This window comes from Stenotrophomonas sp. NPDC077420 (genome assembly GCF_044543385.1).
GTDB lineage: Bacteria > Pseudomonadota > Gammaproteobacteria > Xanthomonadales > Xanthomonadaceae > Stenotrophomonas.
Genome location: NZ_JBITVZ010000006.1, coordinates 19,666 through 35,249 on the forward strand (window position 1 = coordinate 19,666; position 15,584 = coordinate 35,249).

Genomic DNA, 15,584 nt, shown 5'->3' on the forward strand with positions numbered 1-15,584 from the left:
GAGGGCTGACGGTACTATGGCTAATCCTTTCCCTTTGTCGTGTGGCGTTCCCCAAGGGGGCGCCGAGCCGGTGGGGAAAATCCACCGGTTCCCTGGAGACTTGCAAAAATGTTGATCCTGACTCGCCGTGTTGGCGAAACCCTGATGATCGGTAACGACGTCAGCGTCACCGTGCTCGGCGTCAAGGGCAATCAGGTGCGTATTGGCATCACCGCCCCGAAGGACGTGGCCGTGCACCGCGAAGAGATTTACCAGCGCATCCAGCGTGGCGACGAGCCGAACGCATCGGGAAGCGAAAATTCTTCCGATTAAGGCTTTACGTTGGGGTGTGAAAAACGTTATTCTTCGCGCCCCCGCTGAGAAGAAACACGCAGCGGCGACACACGAAATCTGGAGCGGTGCCCGAGTGGCTGAAGGGGCTCCCCTGCTAAGGGAGTATACGGCCAAAAACTGTATCGAGGGTTCGAATCCCTCCCGCTCCGCCAGTTAAGAAAAGGCCTTCGTACGCACGTACGAAGGCCTTTTTCTTTGTGTGCCGACCGTGGCTGTTGCCGCTGCGTTGACGCTGTCGCCGCACGCTGTCCACTGCGCACCTGCGAGGCTAGGGGCTTCCCCTGCACCAGGAGCCGCCGTGAACCCACGCCGCCACTTCCTCTCCGTTGCCGCCGCCGGCACTGCCGCGCTGGCCAGCGCACCGCTGATGGCCCAGTCCGCCGGACCCGGCAGCGTGTTGCCCACGCGCGGCCGCGCCAATGCGCAGCCCCTGGCCACCAACCAGTCCACGGGGCAGGGCCGGTTTCGCCCGCACACCCGGCTGGGCCTGGGCGGCGTGGCCATCGGCAATGGGTTTGCCCCTGCGACCGACGCGCAGAGCGAGCAGACCCTGGCCGCCGCGTATGCCGCCGGGGTGCGTTATTTCGACACCTCGCCCTGGTACGGCCTGGGCCTGAGCGAGCGGCGCTATGGCCACCACCTGCACAACCATCCGGCGCGCGAGTACACGGTGTCGACCAAGGTGGGCCGGCTGCTGACCGCCACCGCCGGCGAACTGCAGCCGACCATGTGGAAGGAGCCCTCGCCGTTCCACTACCGCTACGATTACTCGGCCGACGGCGTGCGGCGCTCGGTGGAGGACAGCCTCAACCGGTTGGGCGTGGCACAGCTGGACGTGGTGTTCATCCACGATCTGTCGCCTGACAACGAGAAGGACCTGGGGATGCCGTGGGAGCAGCGCTTTGCCGAAGCGGCCAAGGGCGCCATGCCGGCGCTCACCCGGATGCGCGAGGAAGGCCTGATCAAGGCGTGGGGATTCGGCGTCAATCGTCCCGAACCCGCCCTGCGCGCCATCGAGGAGGCCGACCCGGACATCTTCCTGCTGGCCTGCCAGTACTCGCTGCTCGACCATGAAGCGGCCCTGCGCGGCACCTTCCCGGCGATCGCCCGGCACGGCGCGTCGGTGGTGGTGGGCGCGCCGCTGCTGGCTGGTTACCTGGCCGGGCGCGATCGCTATCTCTACGACGGTACGGTACCGGCGTGGGCGCCGAAGAAGCGCGCCGCGGTGCAGGCCCTCTGCGATCGCCACGGCGTCGACCTGCGCACGGCCGCGCTGCAGTTCGCCGATGCCCCCGACGTGGTGTCGGCGGTGATTCCGGGCGCGCGCACTGCCGAACAGGTCCAGGCCAACGTGGCCTCGATGTCGGTGGCGATTCCGCCCGATTTCTGGGCCGAGCTGAAGCAGGCCGGCCTGATCGCGCAGGACGCACCGGTGCCTGGCGCCTGACCCGCGCGAACGCCCCGGTGATCCGGGGCGTTCGGGTGCGTTGTGTTACAGCGGCAGGTCGAACACCAGTACTTCGGCGTCGTTGGCATGTTCCAGGGTCAACTGCGCTTCGTCGGTGACCTGCAGTGCATCGCCGGTCTCCAGGGTGATGCCGTTGACCTGCAGCTGGCCACGAGCGACCTGCACGTAAGCACCGCGGCGCGGCGCCAGGGGCAGGTGCACGCGATCATCACCATCCAGGATCGTGGCGTAGATGTTCGCGTCCTGGTGGATCAGCAGCGAGCCGTCGCGGCCCTCCTTCGAGGCGATCAGGCGCAGCTGGCCGCGCTTGGCGTCCGGGGCGAAATGCGTCTCCTGGTAGCTCGGGGTGATGTCCTTGGTGTCCGGGAACAGCCAGATCTGCAGGAAGTGCACGGTTTCGTCGGCCGAGTGGTTGAACTCGCTGTGGCTGACACCGCTGCCGGCACTCATGCGCTGCACGTCGCCGTAGCGCAGCACCGAGCCGGTGCCCATCGAGTCCTTGTGTTCCAGCGCGCCGCCCAGCACGTAGGAGACGATCTCCATGTTGCTGTGGCTGTGGGTGCCGAAGCCCTGGCCGCCGATCACCTTATCCTCGTTGATCACCCGCAGCGGGCCGAAGCTGGTGTAGCGCGCGTCGTAGTAGCCGGCAAAGGAGAAGGTGTGCTGGGAGTTCAGCCAGCCATGGTTGGCCTGGCCACGGGTAGCGCTCTTGCGGATCTGCAGCATGGTGGTTCTCCTTCGTGTTCGATGGTTTCGATGGCGGTAAGGGTGGTGTGGGCCAGTCCCTTTCCTGTTGGGGCCCAGTATCCGCTTGCGTCCGGGGTTTGAAAAACGGATAGTTTTGGCAGCCATCATCGAAATTTTCGAATGCTCAAGCTCAGCCTCGACGCCCTGCAGATCCTGGACGCCATCGACCGCCGCGGCTCGTTTGCCGCTGCCGGCAAGGAGCTGCACAAGGTGCCCTCGACCATTTCCTATACCGTGTCCAAGCTGGAGCAGGACCTGGGGGTGCAGCTGTTCGACCGGGTGGGGCCGCGCGCGGAGCTGACCGAAGCCGGCGTCGCGCTGCTGGAGGAAGGGCGGCACCTGCTGCGCGCCGCGCGCGAGCTGGAAATGCGGGTGCGCCGGGTCGCCTCCGGGTGGGAGGCCGAGCTGACCGTGGCGCTGGATTCGATGTTCCAGCCGGCGCTGCTGGCCGAAGACGTGCGGGCCTTCAGCCAGGTGGCCGAACAGACCCGCGTCCGGCTGATCAGCGAAGCCCTGTCCGGCACCTGGGAAGCGCTGCTGGACCGGCGCGCGGACCTGCTGGTGGGCGCCGCCGGTGAGGGCCCCAGTGGCGGCGGCTATGTGGTGGAGCCGCTGGGCGTGGTGCGGTTCGTGTTCGCGGTGGCGCCCGGCCACCCCCTGGCCGCCGGCAGCGCGCCGCTGACCCGTGAGGAGCTGGCCGCACATTGCGCGATCGCCGTGGCCGACTCGGCGCGCCGCCTGCTGCCGCGTACGGTCGGGCTGTTGATGGGGCAGGAAACCGTGACCGTGCCGGACATGCTGAGCAAGTTCCGCCTGCAGTGCGCAGGGCTGGGATTCGGCTTCCTGCCCGAGCTTTACGTGCAGGCCGCAGTGGCGCAGGGCACGCTGGTGGTGCGGCAGGTGGAGGAGCCCAAGCCCGACGAGACGTTCTGGCTGGCCTGGCGCACCGGCGAGGAGGGTGCGGCACTGCGCTGGTGGCGGGAGCGGATGCGCGCCCCCGGGCGCATGCAGGGGTGGTGGGAGACCATGCAGGACTGGTTGTAGCGCCACGCGCTGCGTGGCTGGGCGCGCAGGTAGACCCTGAACATTCCCCACAGTGTCACCATTCGGTCATCCAATTGCGGTAGAGCGCCCCGCGCAGGCCCGCTACCCTGCGCGGCTCACCGTGAACCCCTGCGCCCATGAAACGCCTGCTGCTGCTGTTGCTGGCCGGGGCCGGCCTGTGGCTGGCCGCGTGCTCCTCGCTCACCTCTTCCGCTGCCTCGACCTCGCTCAGCGACCGGCTGGTTGCGCCGGGCGGGGTATCCACGCTGCTGGATACCGCGCGCATCGCCGAGGCGGTGGAGGCGGTGCCGAACCGGCACGGTTTCGTGACCGGCCGTGCCGGCGTACCTCTGTTCTGGCGTGCTTTCGATCCCGGCAACTACGGGCTGCGCTACCGGTACCTGCCGCAGCACCACGAAAACGGCGAGCCACTGGATACCGGGTTGCAGCTGTCGGTGCCGCGGCCGTTCAAGGCGCTGCCGCCGCGCGGCACCGTGGTGCTGCTGCACGGCTGGATGATGAACGGCGATGCGATGCTGCCGTGGTCGTTGCAGCTGGCCCAGGCCGGCTATCGCGTGGTTACCATCGACCTGCGCAACCATGGCCATTCCGGCGCGGGGCCTTCGGGGTATGGCACCTTCGAATCGGACGATGTGATCGACGTGATCGCGGCGCTGCGTGCGCGCGGTGAAGTGCGCGGGCCGTTGTATCTGTTCGGGGTGTCCTATGGCGCCGCCACCGCACTGTTCACGGCCGACAAGCTGGGTGACCAGGTCGCCGGCGTGGTGGCGATGGAGTCGTTCGCCAATGCCGGCGATGCCATCCGCAGCATGATCCCGCACCTGATGTCGCTGCAGCCCACTGCGTGGAAGGCGCAGGCGATGGCCGCGTACGGGCGCTGGCGCTACGGCGGGCAGGACATCGACGAGGTGATCGCCGCGGCCAGCCAGCGGCTGGACCTGGACCTGGACCGCGTGGACGTGACCCGCGCGGTGGCCGGCACCCGTGCCTGCGTGCTGCTGCTGCACGGCCAGCAGGACGCGCACGTGCCGGTGGGGCAGGGCCGCCTGATCGCAGCGGCCAGCAACCGCGTGCATTACCTCGAACTGCGCGGCGAAGACCACATCAGCCTGCCGTTGCGGCTGGACCTGCTCGGCGGGGTGGTGGATGACTGGTTGGCACATGACGATCACGCGGGCGGCGCCTGTCCGGCCCCGGCGCTGCCGGCGGAGGCTGTGGCAGCCACGCACGGCGAGGCTCCACGATCCGACGTCATGTAGCGCCACGCCCTGCGTGGCGGCGTCGACGGGCGCGCACAAAAAAAGCAGCCATCGGCTGCCTTTTTTCCAACCCTGCAATGGTGCGCCCGGAGAGATTCGAACTCCCGACCGCCTGGTTCGTAGCCAGGTACTCTATCCAACTGAGCTACGGGCGCATTTGCAATGTCGCCGCGATGTAATGGTGCGCCCGGAGAGATTCGAACTCCCGACCGCCTGGTTCGTAGCCAGGTACTCTATCCAACTGAGCTACGGGCGCATTTACATCACGTTTTCTTGAAGCCACCGGCAGCGGCGAAACTGCCAGCCTGTTGATGGTGCGCCCGGAGAGATTCGAACTCCCGACCGCCTGGTTCGTAGCCAGGTACTCTATCCAACTGAGCTACGGGCGCGTCAACAGGAGCGGAATTATGCGGATCGACACCGCATCCGTCAACGTTTTTGTGAAGGGCTTCATTCAAATGAATGAAAAAGCGCCTTCACCACGGCCTCCGGCGACTTCATCCATGCGAAGTGATCTGCCCGGGTTCCCAGTGCGCCTGCGGGCAGGACCGACAATGTGGAAACGACCTGGGGCAGCTTCGCCAACAGCCCCTGCATCGAGCCCGGCGGAGCGAACCAGTCGTCGGCCATCACCACCGCGCTGGCCTGGCCGCGCAGTCGCCGCATGCCGCCCTCCAGGTCCGCGTGGATGCCGGTGCCGGCGTAGTGGTTGTTCAGGCCCACGCGTGCCCAGTCGCGGATCAGGCCACGCGCCTCGGTGCCCCCGAAGCCGAGGCGGCGCCCGTGCAGGACGCCCTGGCGCTGCGCCAGCCACGGCAGGAACCGGTACACCAGCGGCAGGGCCCAGCGGCGCGGGGCGGGGAACGTTCGCCAGAACGGGGTGCCGGTGGCCACCAGCCAGAACCGGGCGAACAGGTCCGGGTGCTGCCCGGCGAACACGCAGGCCAGCTGCCCGCCCAGGCTGTGCCCGCCGATGATCAGCGGCGCGTTGCCGTGCAGGCGCACCGCCGCCAGGCTGGCTGGCAGGTCCTGTTCGAGGATTTCCCGATAGCCCCAATCCTGCGTGCGCGACGGGCGCAGGCTGCTGCTGCCGTTGCCGCGCCACTCGTGCAGGAACACGCTGATGCCGCATGCCGCCAGTGCATCGGCGAACGCCTGGTAATTGCGCGCCGACACGCCCAGCGCCGGCAGCCACAGCAGCTGCGCGCGCGGCTGCGTGGGCACGCGCCCGATCAGTTCGAAGCGATGGCCATCGTCGCTCTGGACCGGTACCGCCAGCGCGCGCGTCATGCCGGGCGCGCCGCGCCAAAGTGATCCAGCACCAGCACTTCGCTGCGGCCGGGCGTGTAGCCGCCCTGCAGGCCGCGCGCGACGTAGTCGATGGCGGCTTCGCAGGCGTTGGGCAGCGACAACCCGCAGCACAGCTGCGCGGCGATCGCCGATGCCAGCGTGCAGCCGGTGCCGTGCGCGTCCACCGGCAGTCGGGCGTGGCTGAACTCCTCGCGGGTGACACCATCGAAGTAGCGATCGATCACGCGCGCGCCTTCGGCCATGTGGCCACCCTTGAGCAATACCGCACCGGCGCCGAGGTCGAGCAGTGCGATGGCGGCATCCTCCGCGTCATCGGCGCTGACGATGCGACGGCCGAGCAGCAGTTCGGCTTCCGGGGTGTTCGGGGTAAGCAGCGTGGCCAGCGGCAGCAGTCGCGTGCGCAGCGCGTCCAGGGCGCTGTCTTCTAGCAGGCGCGCGCCACTGGTGGCCACCATCACCGGATCCAGCACCACGTGGGTGGGGCGATGCTTTTCCAGCGCGTCGGCGACCAGACCGATCACCTCGGCGTTGGCCAGCATGCCCAGCTTGACCGCATGGATGTCGAAATCGGCGAAGCAGGCATCGATCTGTGCCTGCAGGAAATCCAGGGGCGGCACGTGGACGGCGGTCACGCCACGGGTGTTCTGCGCGGTGAGCGCGGCAATCGCCGACAACCCGTGCACGCGGTGCGCGGCGAAGGCTTTCAGGTCGGCCTGGATGCCGGCACCACCGCCGGAATCGGAACCGGCGATGGTGAGGACGGACACGGGGGTGGAAGGGCTCATTTCGCGATTGTGCCATGCCGCCCCGGACGTAGCGGCAGCCACGCAGCGCGTGGCGCTACCCGCCGAAGCCGCCGTTGAACTGCAGCTCGGAGAACTCGCCACTGGTCGGATCGAACAGCGCGCCCCAGAACTGGTTGCCACCATCGCACACGCGGATCGCTTCGCGCGCGGGGTCCATGTCGCCGTGGTCGGGCAGGTGGAAGGCGTTGAGGTAGATCAGCTTGCGCCCTTCCACTTCGATGCCGACATACTGGCGGTCGAAATCGGTGACGTTGGGTACCTGCGCTTCCAGTGCGGGCAACCGGCTTTCCAGCTGTTCGACCTGCTGGCGGCTGGGTGCCCAGTAGCCGGTGACCCGCCCCGGCGTCTGGCCGGGGCTGGGACGGGAGCAGGTATCCAGGACCTGGGCAACCACCAGCGGGCGGGTGACCACCCACGACTGGCCGGTCTTGACCGCCGTCGGCACGGTGGCGCCGGGGCGGGTGTTGGCAGGCGTGCAGGCAGCTGCCACGGCCGCCAGCACCAGTGGCAGCAACGCACGGGACAGGTAACGGTTCACAACACCTCCGAAGCGTAATCGGCCAGGCGCGAACGCTCGCCACGGCGCAGCGTGATGTGCGCGCTGTGCGGCCAGTTCTTGAAGCGGTCCACCGCGTAGGTCAGGCCCGAGGTGGTTTCGGTCAGGTACGGCGTGTCGATCTGTTCGACGTTGCCCAGGCAGACGATCTTGGTGCCGGGGCCGGCACGGGTGATCAGGGTCTTCATCTGCTTGGGCGTGAGGTTCTGCGCCTCGTCCAGGATCAGGTAGCGCGACAGGAACGTGCGCCCGCGCATGAAGTTCAGCGAGCGGATCTTGATCCGGCTGGCGATCAGGTCATTGGTGGCCGCACGACCCCAGGCACCGCCTTCCTGGGTATGGGTGAGCACTTCCAGGTTGTCGGTCAGCGCGCCCATCCACGGGGTCATCTTTTCTTCTTCGGTACCCGGCAGGAAACCGATGTCCTCGCCGACGCTGACCGTGGCGCGGGTCATGATGATTTCGCGGTAGCGCTGCTGGTCCATGGTCTGGGCCAGGCCGGCGGCCAACGCCAGCAGGGTCTTGCCGGTGCCGGCGGTACCCAGCAGCGTGACGAAATCGATCTCCGGGTCCATCAGTGCGTTGAGCGCGAAGTTCTGCTCGCGGTTGCGCGCGCTGATGCCCCACACCGCATGGCTGCCATGGCGGAAATCGTTGACCAGCGACAGGACCACCTTGCCGCTGCCGTCGACCTTGGCCACCCGCAGTTCGACGTCGTCCTCGCCCGGCAGGTAGGCGTACTGGTTGGGGTGCCAGTCTTCGTCATCCCTGGCCAGGATCTCGTAGCTGGTGCGGCCCTTGTCGCTCCAGCTGCGCAGGTCCTCGGTGTGCTTCTTCCAGAAGTCTTCCGGCAGTTCGGTGGCACCGGTATAGAGCAGGCTGAAGTCGTCCAGCGCGCGATCATTCTCGTAGTCTTCCGAGACGATCCCGGCGATGGCCGCCTTGATGCGCAGGTTGATGTCCTTGGAGACGAACACCACCGGGATCTCGGGGACCTGTTCCTTGAGGGCCAGGATCGCACCGAGGATGGCGTTGTCCGGAATCACCGCGCCGAAGCTCTTGCCGGCATCGAAATGGCTGGTCTGGAAGCGCAGCAGGCCCACGCTCTGCTTGCCGCGCAGCTGCAGCCCGTTGGGGCGCTGCAGCGGAATGCCGTCGGCCAGGTTGTCCAGGCCCGAGGCCTGCACCAGCTCGTTGAGGAAGCGGCTCACCTGGCGGGCGTTGCGGCTCGCTTCGGAGGTGCCCTTCTTGCCGTTGTCCAGCTCTTCGATCACCTGCATCGGCAGGTAGACATCATGCTCCTCGAACTTGAACAGCGCGGTTGGATCGTGCATGAGCACGTTGGTATCCAGAACGTAGATGCGCTTGCCTCGGGTCATCGTCATTTCCTGGTGGCAGAACAGGGACACGCCATCACGACCTGCGGGGCAGGGTGATGGCCAATGTGGGGTACCGGTGGGTCACTGGGTTTTCGCGGCCTTCAGGGCGTCAAGGACGGCTTCGGCGTGGCCGGCGACTTTCACCTTGCGCCACGACTGCACGATACGACTGTCGGGAGAAATGAGGAAGGTGCTGCGTTCGATGCCACGCACCTGCTTGCCGTACATGTTCTTCAGCTTGATTACATCAAACGCGCTGCACAGCGCTTCGTCGCCATCGCTGACCAGCGGGAAGGCAAAGCCCTGCCTGGCGCAGAAGGTGTCGTGGGATTTGACCGAGTCGCGGGAGACGCCGAACACCCGGGCGCCGGCACGCTTGAACGTCGGCAGCAGGGCATTGAAGTCGATGCCCTCGGTGGTGCAGCCCGGGGTGCTGTCCTTGGGGTAGAAGTACAGCACCAGCCACTGGCCGGCGAGGCCGCCGAGGGTGGTGTGGTCGCCGCCGGACAAGGCCAGCGGGAGGGCGAGGGTGGTGCTGTCCAGGGTATCGCCGTTGTTCATGAGGTCCTTGCTGCGGAGCCTGAGTGACGCGTCTTGCAACTGCATGAAACACCGCGCGTTCGTGATGAACGCGCGAAGCCGTCAGAACTTCATCGGGTCCATGATCGCGTCCAGGTTGAGGTGGTCGCAGAATTCGAGGAAATCGTCGCGCAGCGCGGCGATGTGCATGTTGGCCGGCACCCCGATGGTGACCTGCGCCGAGAACATCTCCGCACCGGTCTGCATGGCGCGGTAGCGGGTGCTCTGCAGGTTTTCGATGGTGATGCCCTGGCGGTCGAAGAAGTCGGCCAGCTGGAACAGGATGCCGGGCTTGTCGGCGGCGATCACTTCGACGATGTAGGGCAGCAGGTTGGACTGCGCCTGCTTGGCGCCGGTGCGGTACCAGACCAGCTTGAGGCCTTCCTCGCGCTCGAGCCGGGTCAGCATGGCTTCCAGCTTGGCGACCGCGTCCCAGGAGCCGGTGGCCAGGGCGGTGACCGAGACGTCCCGGCCCACGGTGGACAGGCGGGCATCGACCAGGTTGCAGCCACTGTCGGCAATGCGCCGGGTGACGGGCAGCAGGGGAGACTCCGGATGCGTCGTATAGGCGTTGATCAGGAGGTGGTTTTCGGTCGGCGCAGGCCGCGGCGTGGAGTCGGTCAAGGAAGTTCCGGTAATGCGGGGTGAGTCTGAACGGTGCCGAACGGCACGTTCGCCGGAGTCCAGCATACTTGCCCGCGCTTTCGACCCGCAAGTAACATGCAACGTGCGTCCGGCCGCCGTTTGCGTGGCCTGCGTCCCCCTTTCTTCCGAGCATCGTTTCCTTGTCCCTTTCCGGTCTCATCACCGCGCTGGCCACGCCTTTCCAGGCCAATGGCGCATTGGATCCCGACGGTTGGCAGCGCCTGCTGCACCTGCAACTGGAGGGTGGCGTTCACGGGGTGGTAGTCGCCGGTTCGACCGGCGAAGCCGCGACCCTGTCCGATGACGAATACGACCAGCTGCTGCGCAGCGCGGTCAAAACGGTCGCCGGGCGGGTCCCGGTGCTGGCCGGGACCGGCCTGTCGGGAACGGCCAAAACGATCGAGCAGACCCGCCGGGCGGCCGCCAACGGCGCCACCCACGCGCTGGTGGTGACCCCGCCGTACGTGCGCCCGACCCAGGCCGGGCTGGTCGCGCACTACCGCGCGGTGGCCGACCAGGGCGGCCTTCCGGTCATCCTGTACAACGTGCCGGGCCGGACCGGCTGCGACATGCTGCCGGAGACGGTGGCCGAGCTGGCCACGCACGCGAACATCGTCGGGATCAAGGAAGCGGTTGGCGACGTTGGCCGGGTCCAGGCCCTGCTGGCCCTGCGTTCGCCGGGCTTCGCCGTCCTCAGCGGCGACGACGGCACCGCCGCGCGTTCGATCCTGTCGGGCGTGGACGGGCTGATCTCGGTCGGTTCCAACGCGCTGCCGGGCGCCTACCGGCGCATGTGCGACCTGGCGGCGGCGGGCGAGCGCGAGGCGACCGAAGCCTGGGATGCCCGCCTGGAACCGTTCCATGAATTCTGCGGGGTTGAGCCCAACCCCATTCCGGTGAAGGACCTGCTGCGCCGGATCGGCATCGGCCATGGTCTGCGCCTGCCGCTGCTGCCGCTGTCGGCCGCCCACCACGCCGCCGCCGAACACCTGGCCACCGACATCGGTGCGCTCGAAGCCCTTTCCAGCCACTGACATCAGTGGCCTGACCCAGGAGATCCACATGCGTCAATCCGTTTCCGTCCTCCGCGTCCTGTCGTTTGCGATCGTGGCCACTGCCACGCTGATCGGCACCACCGGCTGCTTCAAGCGGGGTGCCCGCGGCGACTACGCCATGGCGCCGGAAGTGCGTCCGCTGGAAGTGCCGCCGGACCTGAACGCGCCGGGCAACAACCCGGGCGCGCAGGTGCCGGTGCTGGCATCGCAGGCGGCCAAGCCGGCGCAGGCGCCGGCAGCGGCTGCCAACAACGCCGGCTTCACCATTCCGGGCAGCAAGGAAGAGGTGTTCGGCAAGGTCGGCACCGCGCTGGAGTCGGTGGACGGCGTGAAGATCGCCAGCAAGGCCCAGCTGCTGGGCTCGTTCGACGTGAACTATGAAGGCAGCGATTTCCTGGTCCGCGTGGTCGCCGTCGAAGCCGGCGCCTACATCTCGGCCGTCGACCCGCGCGGCCTCCCGGCCACCGGCGCAGCCCCGACCAAGCTGCTCGGCGAGCTGAAGGCCAAGCTGGCGCAGTAACGCAGCAACCCGGGACGCCGTAGAGCCAGGCCCTGCCTGGCTGCCCCGGATTGCATGCAACCCCTTGGAGCCGGGCTTTGCCCGGCTTCATGCTTTTTGGCGAACAGCCCTTGGCTGATCCGATCCCTGGCTAAGGCGGGTCGGGGCGGGTTTGTGGGGGACGCCGCATACCCGCCCCCGCCGGCCCAAGCAAGGGAACGTTTGCAGGCCCCAGCTGTTCGCCACAATGCAGGAAGCCGGGCAACGCCCGGCTCCAAGCCAACCACCGCAATCCAAAGAAAAAGGCGCCCAAGGCGCCTTTTTCAGATATTCACCGCTCCAGGAACTGGAGCTTGTCCGGTACCCCGTCCCAGTCGCCGGCATCCGCAGGCGGGTCCTTGCGCACGGTCAGCACCGGCCAGGCCTTGGCCAGCTCGGCGTTGAGTTCCACGAAGGTTTCCTGCCCGGCGGGCACGTCGTCTTCGGGGAAGATCGCGTTGACCGGGCATTCGGGCTCGCACAGGGTGCAGTCGATGCACTCGTCCGGGTCGATCACCAGGAAGTTCGGACCCTCGTGGAAGCAGTCCACGGGGCACACTTCCACGCAATCGGTGTGTTTGCACTTGATGCAGTTTTCGGTGACGACAAAGGGCATGGCAGGATCTGGATCCGACAGTAAGCCGGACAATTCTAGAACAGTTGCGGCTTTGTCGCAGTGCACGATGCGCCGGGGGCGGTCGGTAGGGTTAGATGCCGATGCCTACCGGTAGACAGGAGGACGGCCAACCGGCCGCCAGACCGGCCTTCGCGGCCCCCTGTGCAGCGGTAGGGACGTGTGACAACCTGCTGAACGAGTAACCGCTGCGCCGACCGTCGTCGTCCCACTCCTGCCAGGACCCTTATGTCCACCACACTTGCAGCCAACGCCACCCGTGGCGAAAACACCTCCTTCATTGTCCTGATCAGCTGCGTCGCCACCATCGGCGGGTTCCTGTTCGGGTTCGACAGCGGCGTGATCAACGGCACCGTCGACGGACTCAAACAGACCTTCCAGTCCAGCGAAGCCGGGATCGGCTTCGAGGTTGCCTCCATGCTGCTCGGCTGCGCGGTCGGCGCCTTCTTCGCCGGTCGCCTGGGCGACCGCATCGGCCGGCGCGGCGTGCTGATCATCGCCGCCGTCATGTTCCTGCTGTCCGCCCTGGGCGCCGGTGCCGCGCACAGCTCGCTCGCCTTCGTGATCGCCCGTGTCGTCGGCGGTATCGCCGTCGGCGCCGCCAGCGTGATGTCGCCTGCCTATATTGCCGAAGTCGCCTCGGCCCGCTATCGCGGGCGGCTGGCCACGGTGCAGCAGATCGCCATCATCAGCGGCCTGTTCTGCGCCTTCCTGAGCAACTACCTGCTCGCCCGCGCCGCCGGCGCCTCCACCGAAGCCCTGTGGCTGGGCCAGGCCGCGTGGCGCTGGATGTTCTGGATGCAGGCCATTCCCTCCGCGCTGTTCCTGGTACTGCTGCTGGCGATCCCGGAGAGCCCGCGCTACCTGGTGGTGAAAGGGCGTCGCGCCGAAGCCCTGGAGGTGATGACCCGCCTGTATGGACCGGTGGAAGCCCAGGCCAAGATCGCCGAGATCGAAGGCTCGCTGGCCCAGGACCAGCATCGCCCGCGCCTGTCCGACCTGGTCGACAAGGCCAGCGGCAAGCTGCGCCGCATCGTCTGGATCGGCATCGGCCTGGCCGTGTTCCAGCAGTTGGTCGGCATCAACGTGGTCTTCTACTACGGCGCGGTGCTGTGGCAGGCGGTCGGCTTCTCCGAAAACGACGCCCTGCTGATCAATGTGCTGTCCGGTGCGCTCAGCATCGGCGCCTGCCTGCTGACCGTGGTCCTGATCGACCGCATCGGGCGCAAGCCGCTGCTGTGGGTCGGGTCGGTCGGCATGTCCGTGGCGCTGGCGCTGATGGTCGTGGCCTTCTCCAGCGGCACCCTGGCTGACGGGCACCTGCAGCTGTCCGACGGCATGGGCCGGCTGGCGCTGGTGGCGGCCAACGTCTACGTCGTGTTCTTCAACATGTCCTGGGGCCCGGTGATGTGGGTGATGCTGGGCGAAATGTTCCCCAACCAGATCCGCGGCTCGGGCCTGGCCGTCGCCGGCGCCGCGCAGTGGAGCGCCAACTTCGCCATCACCGTGTCCTTCCCGATCCTGCTGGCCGGCATCGGCCTGGCCGGGGCCTACGGCATCTACACCGTGGCCGCCGTGGCCTCGATCTTCTTCGTCCTGCGCTACGTCCGCGAGACCAAGGGCCGGGAGCTCGAACAGATGGAGGGGTAGGGCGCCCCCCAACGCAAAAACCCCGCCGAGGCGGGGTTTTTCATTGCTGCTGCACGGCAGTGGTGCTCCCTAGGGGACTCGAACCCCTGTTTTAGCCTTGAGAGGGCCACGTCCTAACCTCTAGACGAAGGGAGCATGCTTTGTCGCGAACTGCGCAGCGCGCTAGTATATGGACCTCGATGCCATTGGGCAATCCCGAAACTTCAACCGGAAGCGCCAACATCAATTCCTCCGCTACATCACCGTTCAGTCTGCGCGTGATCCCCCGCGACCAGCACAACATCTCCCGCAAGGACATCAGCCCCAACGCCCTGCGCGTTCTGTACCGGCTGCGTGAGTCGGGCTTCGGCGCCTACCTGGTGGGCGGCGCCGTGCGCGACCTGCTGGTCGGCGGCAACCCCAAGGATTTCGACGTGGCCACCGACGCCACGCCCGAACAGGTCAAGTCGCTGTTCCGCAACTGCCGCCTGATCGGGCGCCGTTTCCGCCTGGCGCATGTGGTGTTCGGCCGCGAAATCATCGAAGTGGCGACCTTCCGCGCCAACATCGATGACGGCAGCGGCGACCGCGAAATGGAAAACGGCATGCTGGTGCGCGACAACGTGTACGGCAGCATCGAAGACGATGCCGTGCGCCGCGACTTCACCTGCAACGCGCTGTACTACGCCATCGAAGACTTTTCGGTGCGCGACTACACCGGCGGCTTCGAAGACGTGCAGGCGCGCCTGATGAAACTCATCGGCGACCCGGAAAAGCGCTACCAGGAAGATCCGGTGCGCATGCTGCGCGCGGTACGCCTGGCGGCCAAGCTGGGCTTCCAGATCGACCAGGCGACCGCCGAACCGCTGCCGCGCCTGGCCAGCCTGCTCGGCGAAGCCGCGCCCGCGCGCCTGTTCGAGGAGGTGCTCAAGCTGTTCCTGTCCGGGCACGGCGTGGCCAGCTTCGAAGGGCTGGAGCGCTACGGCCTGCTCGACGTGATGTTCCCGGAAAGTGCCGCAGCGCTGCGCAGCAACCGCAGTGGCGCGCTGCGCCGCATGGTGATCGAAGGCCTGGGCAACACCGACCAGCGCGTGGCCAACGACGAGCCGGTGTCGCCCTCGTTCCTGTTCGCGCTGTTGCTGTGGCCGGCCTTCTGCCGTGCGCTGGCCACCCTGCAGAAGCAGGGCGTGGCGCTGGAGGAGGCGCAGCGCCGCGCCGCCGACCGGGTCACCCTGCACCAGTTGACCACCATCGCGCTGCCGCGGCGGTTCTCGCTGCCGATGCAGGAGATCTGGCTGCTGCAGGGGCGCTTCAGTTCGCGCCAGCGCAAGCGCGTGATCCGCACCCTGACCCATCCGCGCTTCCGCGCCGCCTTCGACTTCCTCGCCCTGCGCCAGGTGGCGTCCAGCGAGCACGCGGCCGACGTGGACTTCTGGCGCGAGGCCCAGCTGCAGTCCGGCCCCGAGCTGGATTCCACGCTGGACGCGGCGCACACCGATGTCGAGCTCGACGAGAACGGGGCACCGCGCAAGCGCCGTCGCCGCCGTCGTCGCCCTGGTGGGGCCGCAGGCGAGTAACCG

At 67.4% G+C, this 15,584-nt stretch carries 16 protein-coding genes and 5 tRNA genes; 9 read left to right on the forward strand and 12 right to left on the reverse strand.

Annotated elements, in window-relative coordinates; translation table 11 throughout:
- Positions 1-108: 108 nt before the first annotated feature.
- The 3 genes from csrA to ACIGII_RS07880 all read left to right on the forward strand — a co-directional run bounded on the left by csrA (position 109) and on the right by ACIGII_RS07880 (position 1,780).
- Positions 109-312: a carbon storage regulator CsrA gene (gene csrA / locus ACIGII_RS07870; RefSeq protein ID WP_068850911.1), complete on the forward strand. Its 204-nt coding sequence runs from the start codon at positions 109-111 to the stop codon at positions 310-312.
- A gap of 80 nt (positions 313-392) precedes the next feature.
- Positions 393-485 (forward strand) — tRNA-Ser (locus tag ACIGII_RS07875).
- A 146-nt stretch (positions 486-631) separates the two neighbouring features.
- Positions 632-1,780 carry an aldo/keto reductase gene (locus ACIGII_RS07880; protein ID WP_399636697.1) on the forward strand — a complete coding sequence of 383 codons (1,149 nt, stop codon included), beginning with the start codon at positions 632-634 and terminating at the stop codon, positions 1,778-1,780.
- Between the two features lie 45 nt (positions 1,781-1,825).
- On the opposite strand, the gene ACIGII_RS07885 is transcribed toward ACIGII_RS07880, so the two are convergent.
- Complete coding sequence (locus ACIGII_RS07885; protein WP_399636694.1) at positions 1,826-2,527, reverse strand: pirin family protein; 702 nt, start codon at positions 2,525-2,527, stop codon at positions 1,826-1,828.
- Positions 2,528-2,668: 141 nt separating this feature from the next.
- Here ACIGII_RS07885 and ACIGII_RS07890 point away from each other — a divergent pair, with 141 nt between their 5' ends.
- Together ACIGII_RS07890 and ACIGII_RS07895 are read left to right on the forward strand one after the other, a co-directional pair.
- Positions 2,669-3,592 carry a LysR family transcriptional regulator gene (locus ACIGII_RS07890; RefSeq protein WP_399636691.1) on the forward strand — a complete coding sequence of 308 codons (924 nt, stop codon included), beginning with the start codon at positions 2,669-2,671 and terminating at the stop codon, positions 3,590-3,592.
- A gap of 137 nt (positions 3,593-3,729) precedes the next feature.
- Positions 3,730-4,872 (forward strand): alpha/beta hydrolase family protein, encoded by a 1,143-nt coding sequence (locus ACIGII_RS07895; protein ID WP_399636689.1) that lies wholly within the window; start codon positions 3,730-3,732, stop codon positions 4,870-4,872.
- A 78-nt stretch (positions 4,873-4,950) separates the two neighbouring features.
- Here ACIGII_RS07895 and ACIGII_RS07900 read toward each other — a convergent pair.
- The 9 genes from ACIGII_RS07900 to ACIGII_RS07940 all read right to left on the reverse strand — a co-directional run bounded on the left by ACIGII_RS07900 (position 4,951) and on the right by ACIGII_RS07940 (position 10,127).
- Positions 4,951-5,027: transfer RNA gene (locus ACIGII_RS07900), tRNA-Arg, on the reverse strand.
- A 24-nt stretch (positions 5,028-5,051) separates the two neighbouring features.
- Positions 5,052-5,128 (reverse strand) — tRNA-Arg (locus ACIGII_RS07905).
- A gap of 56 nt (positions 5,129-5,184) precedes the next feature.
- A tRNA-Arg gene (locus ACIGII_RS07910) sits at positions 5,185-5,261 on the reverse strand.
- 61 nt (positions 5,262-5,322) lie between these two features.
- Entirely contained in the window at positions 5,323-6,162 is an 840-nt protein-coding gene (locus ACIGII_RS07915) for an alpha/beta fold hydrolase (RefSeq protein WP_399636688.1), read from the reverse strand.
- The gene (thiD, locus tag ACIGII_RS07920; RefSeq protein ID WP_184124073.1) at positions 6,159-6,968 is read right to left on the reverse strand and encodes a bifunctional hydroxymethylpyrimidine kinase/phosphomethylpyrimidine kinase; all 810 of its coding nucleotides are present in this window, start codon (positions 6,966-6,968) and stop codon (positions 6,159-6,161) included. Before thiD ends, ACIGII_RS07915 begins: the two co-directional genes overlap by 4 nt.
- Before the next feature lie 55 nt (positions 6,969-7,023).
- Positions 7,024-7,527 (reverse strand): hypothetical protein, encoded by a 504-nt coding sequence (locus tag ACIGII_RS07925; RefSeq protein WP_399636685.1) that lies wholly within the window; start codon positions 7,525-7,527, stop codon positions 7,024-7,026.
- Complete coding sequence (locus ACIGII_RS07930) at positions 7,524-8,924, reverse strand: PhoH family protein (RefSeq protein WP_399636683.1); 1,401 nt, start codon at positions 8,922-8,924, stop codon at positions 7,524-7,526. Before ACIGII_RS07930 ends, ACIGII_RS07925 begins: the two co-directional genes overlap by 4 nt.
- Positions 8,925-9,005: 81 nt before the next feature.
- A complete protein-coding gene (locus tag ACIGII_RS07935) occupies positions 9,006-9,485 on the reverse strand; it encodes a peroxiredoxin (protein WP_399636681.1) in 480 nt (159 codons plus the stop codon).
- 81 nt (positions 9,486-9,566) lie between these two features.
- Positions 9,567-10,127 (reverse strand): glycine cleavage system protein R, encoded by a 561-nt coding sequence (locus tag ACIGII_RS07940; protein WP_102945763.1) that lies wholly within the window; start codon positions 10,125-10,127, stop codon positions 9,567-9,569.
- Positions 10,128-10,288: 161 nt separating this feature from the next.
- Between ACIGII_RS07940 and dapA the strand changes: the two genes are divergently transcribed.
- Together dapA and ACIGII_RS07950 are read left to right on the forward strand one after the other, a co-directional pair.
- Entirely contained in the window at positions 10,289-11,182 is an 894-nt protein-coding gene (gene dapA, locus ACIGII_RS07945) for a 4-hydroxy-tetrahydrodipicolinate synthase (protein WP_399636679.1), read from the forward strand.
- Positions 11,183-11,210: 28 nt separating this feature from the next.
- Positions 11,211-11,723 (forward strand): hypothetical protein, encoded by a 513-nt coding sequence (locus ACIGII_RS07950; protein ID WP_399636678.1) that lies wholly within the window; start codon positions 11,211-11,213, stop codon positions 11,721-11,723.
- 310 nt (positions 11,724-12,033) lie between these two features.
- On the opposite strand, the gene fdxA is transcribed toward ACIGII_RS07950, so the two are convergent.
- Positions 12,034-12,357, reverse strand: coding sequence for a ferredoxin FdxA (fdxA, locus tag ACIGII_RS07955; RefSeq protein ID WP_399636674.1), 324 nt, complete (start codon positions 12,355-12,357; stop codon positions 12,034-12,036).
- A gap of 246 nt (positions 12,358-12,603) precedes the next feature.
- Between fdxA and ACIGII_RS07960 the strand changes: the two genes are divergently transcribed.
- Positions 12,604-14,025, forward strand: coding sequence for a sugar porter family MFS transporter (locus tag ACIGII_RS07960; RefSeq protein ID WP_399636672.1), 1,422 nt, complete (start codon positions 12,604-12,606; stop codon positions 14,023-14,025).
- A 60-nt stretch (positions 14,026-14,085) separates the two neighbouring features.
- On the opposite strand, the gene ACIGII_RS07965 is transcribed toward ACIGII_RS07960, so the two are convergent.
- Positions 14,086-14,160, reverse strand: a tRNA-Glu gene (locus tag ACIGII_RS07965).
- Positions 14,161-14,210: 50 nt separating this feature from the next.
- Here ACIGII_RS07965 and pcnB point away from each other — a divergent pair.
- The gene (gene pcnB / locus ACIGII_RS07970) at positions 14,211-15,581 is read left to right on the forward strand and encodes a polynucleotide adenylyltransferase PcnB (RefSeq protein WP_399636669.1); all 1,371 of its coding nucleotides are present in this window, start codon (positions 14,211-14,213) and stop codon (positions 15,579-15,581) included.
- Positions 15,582-15,584 lie beyond the last annotated feature (3 nt).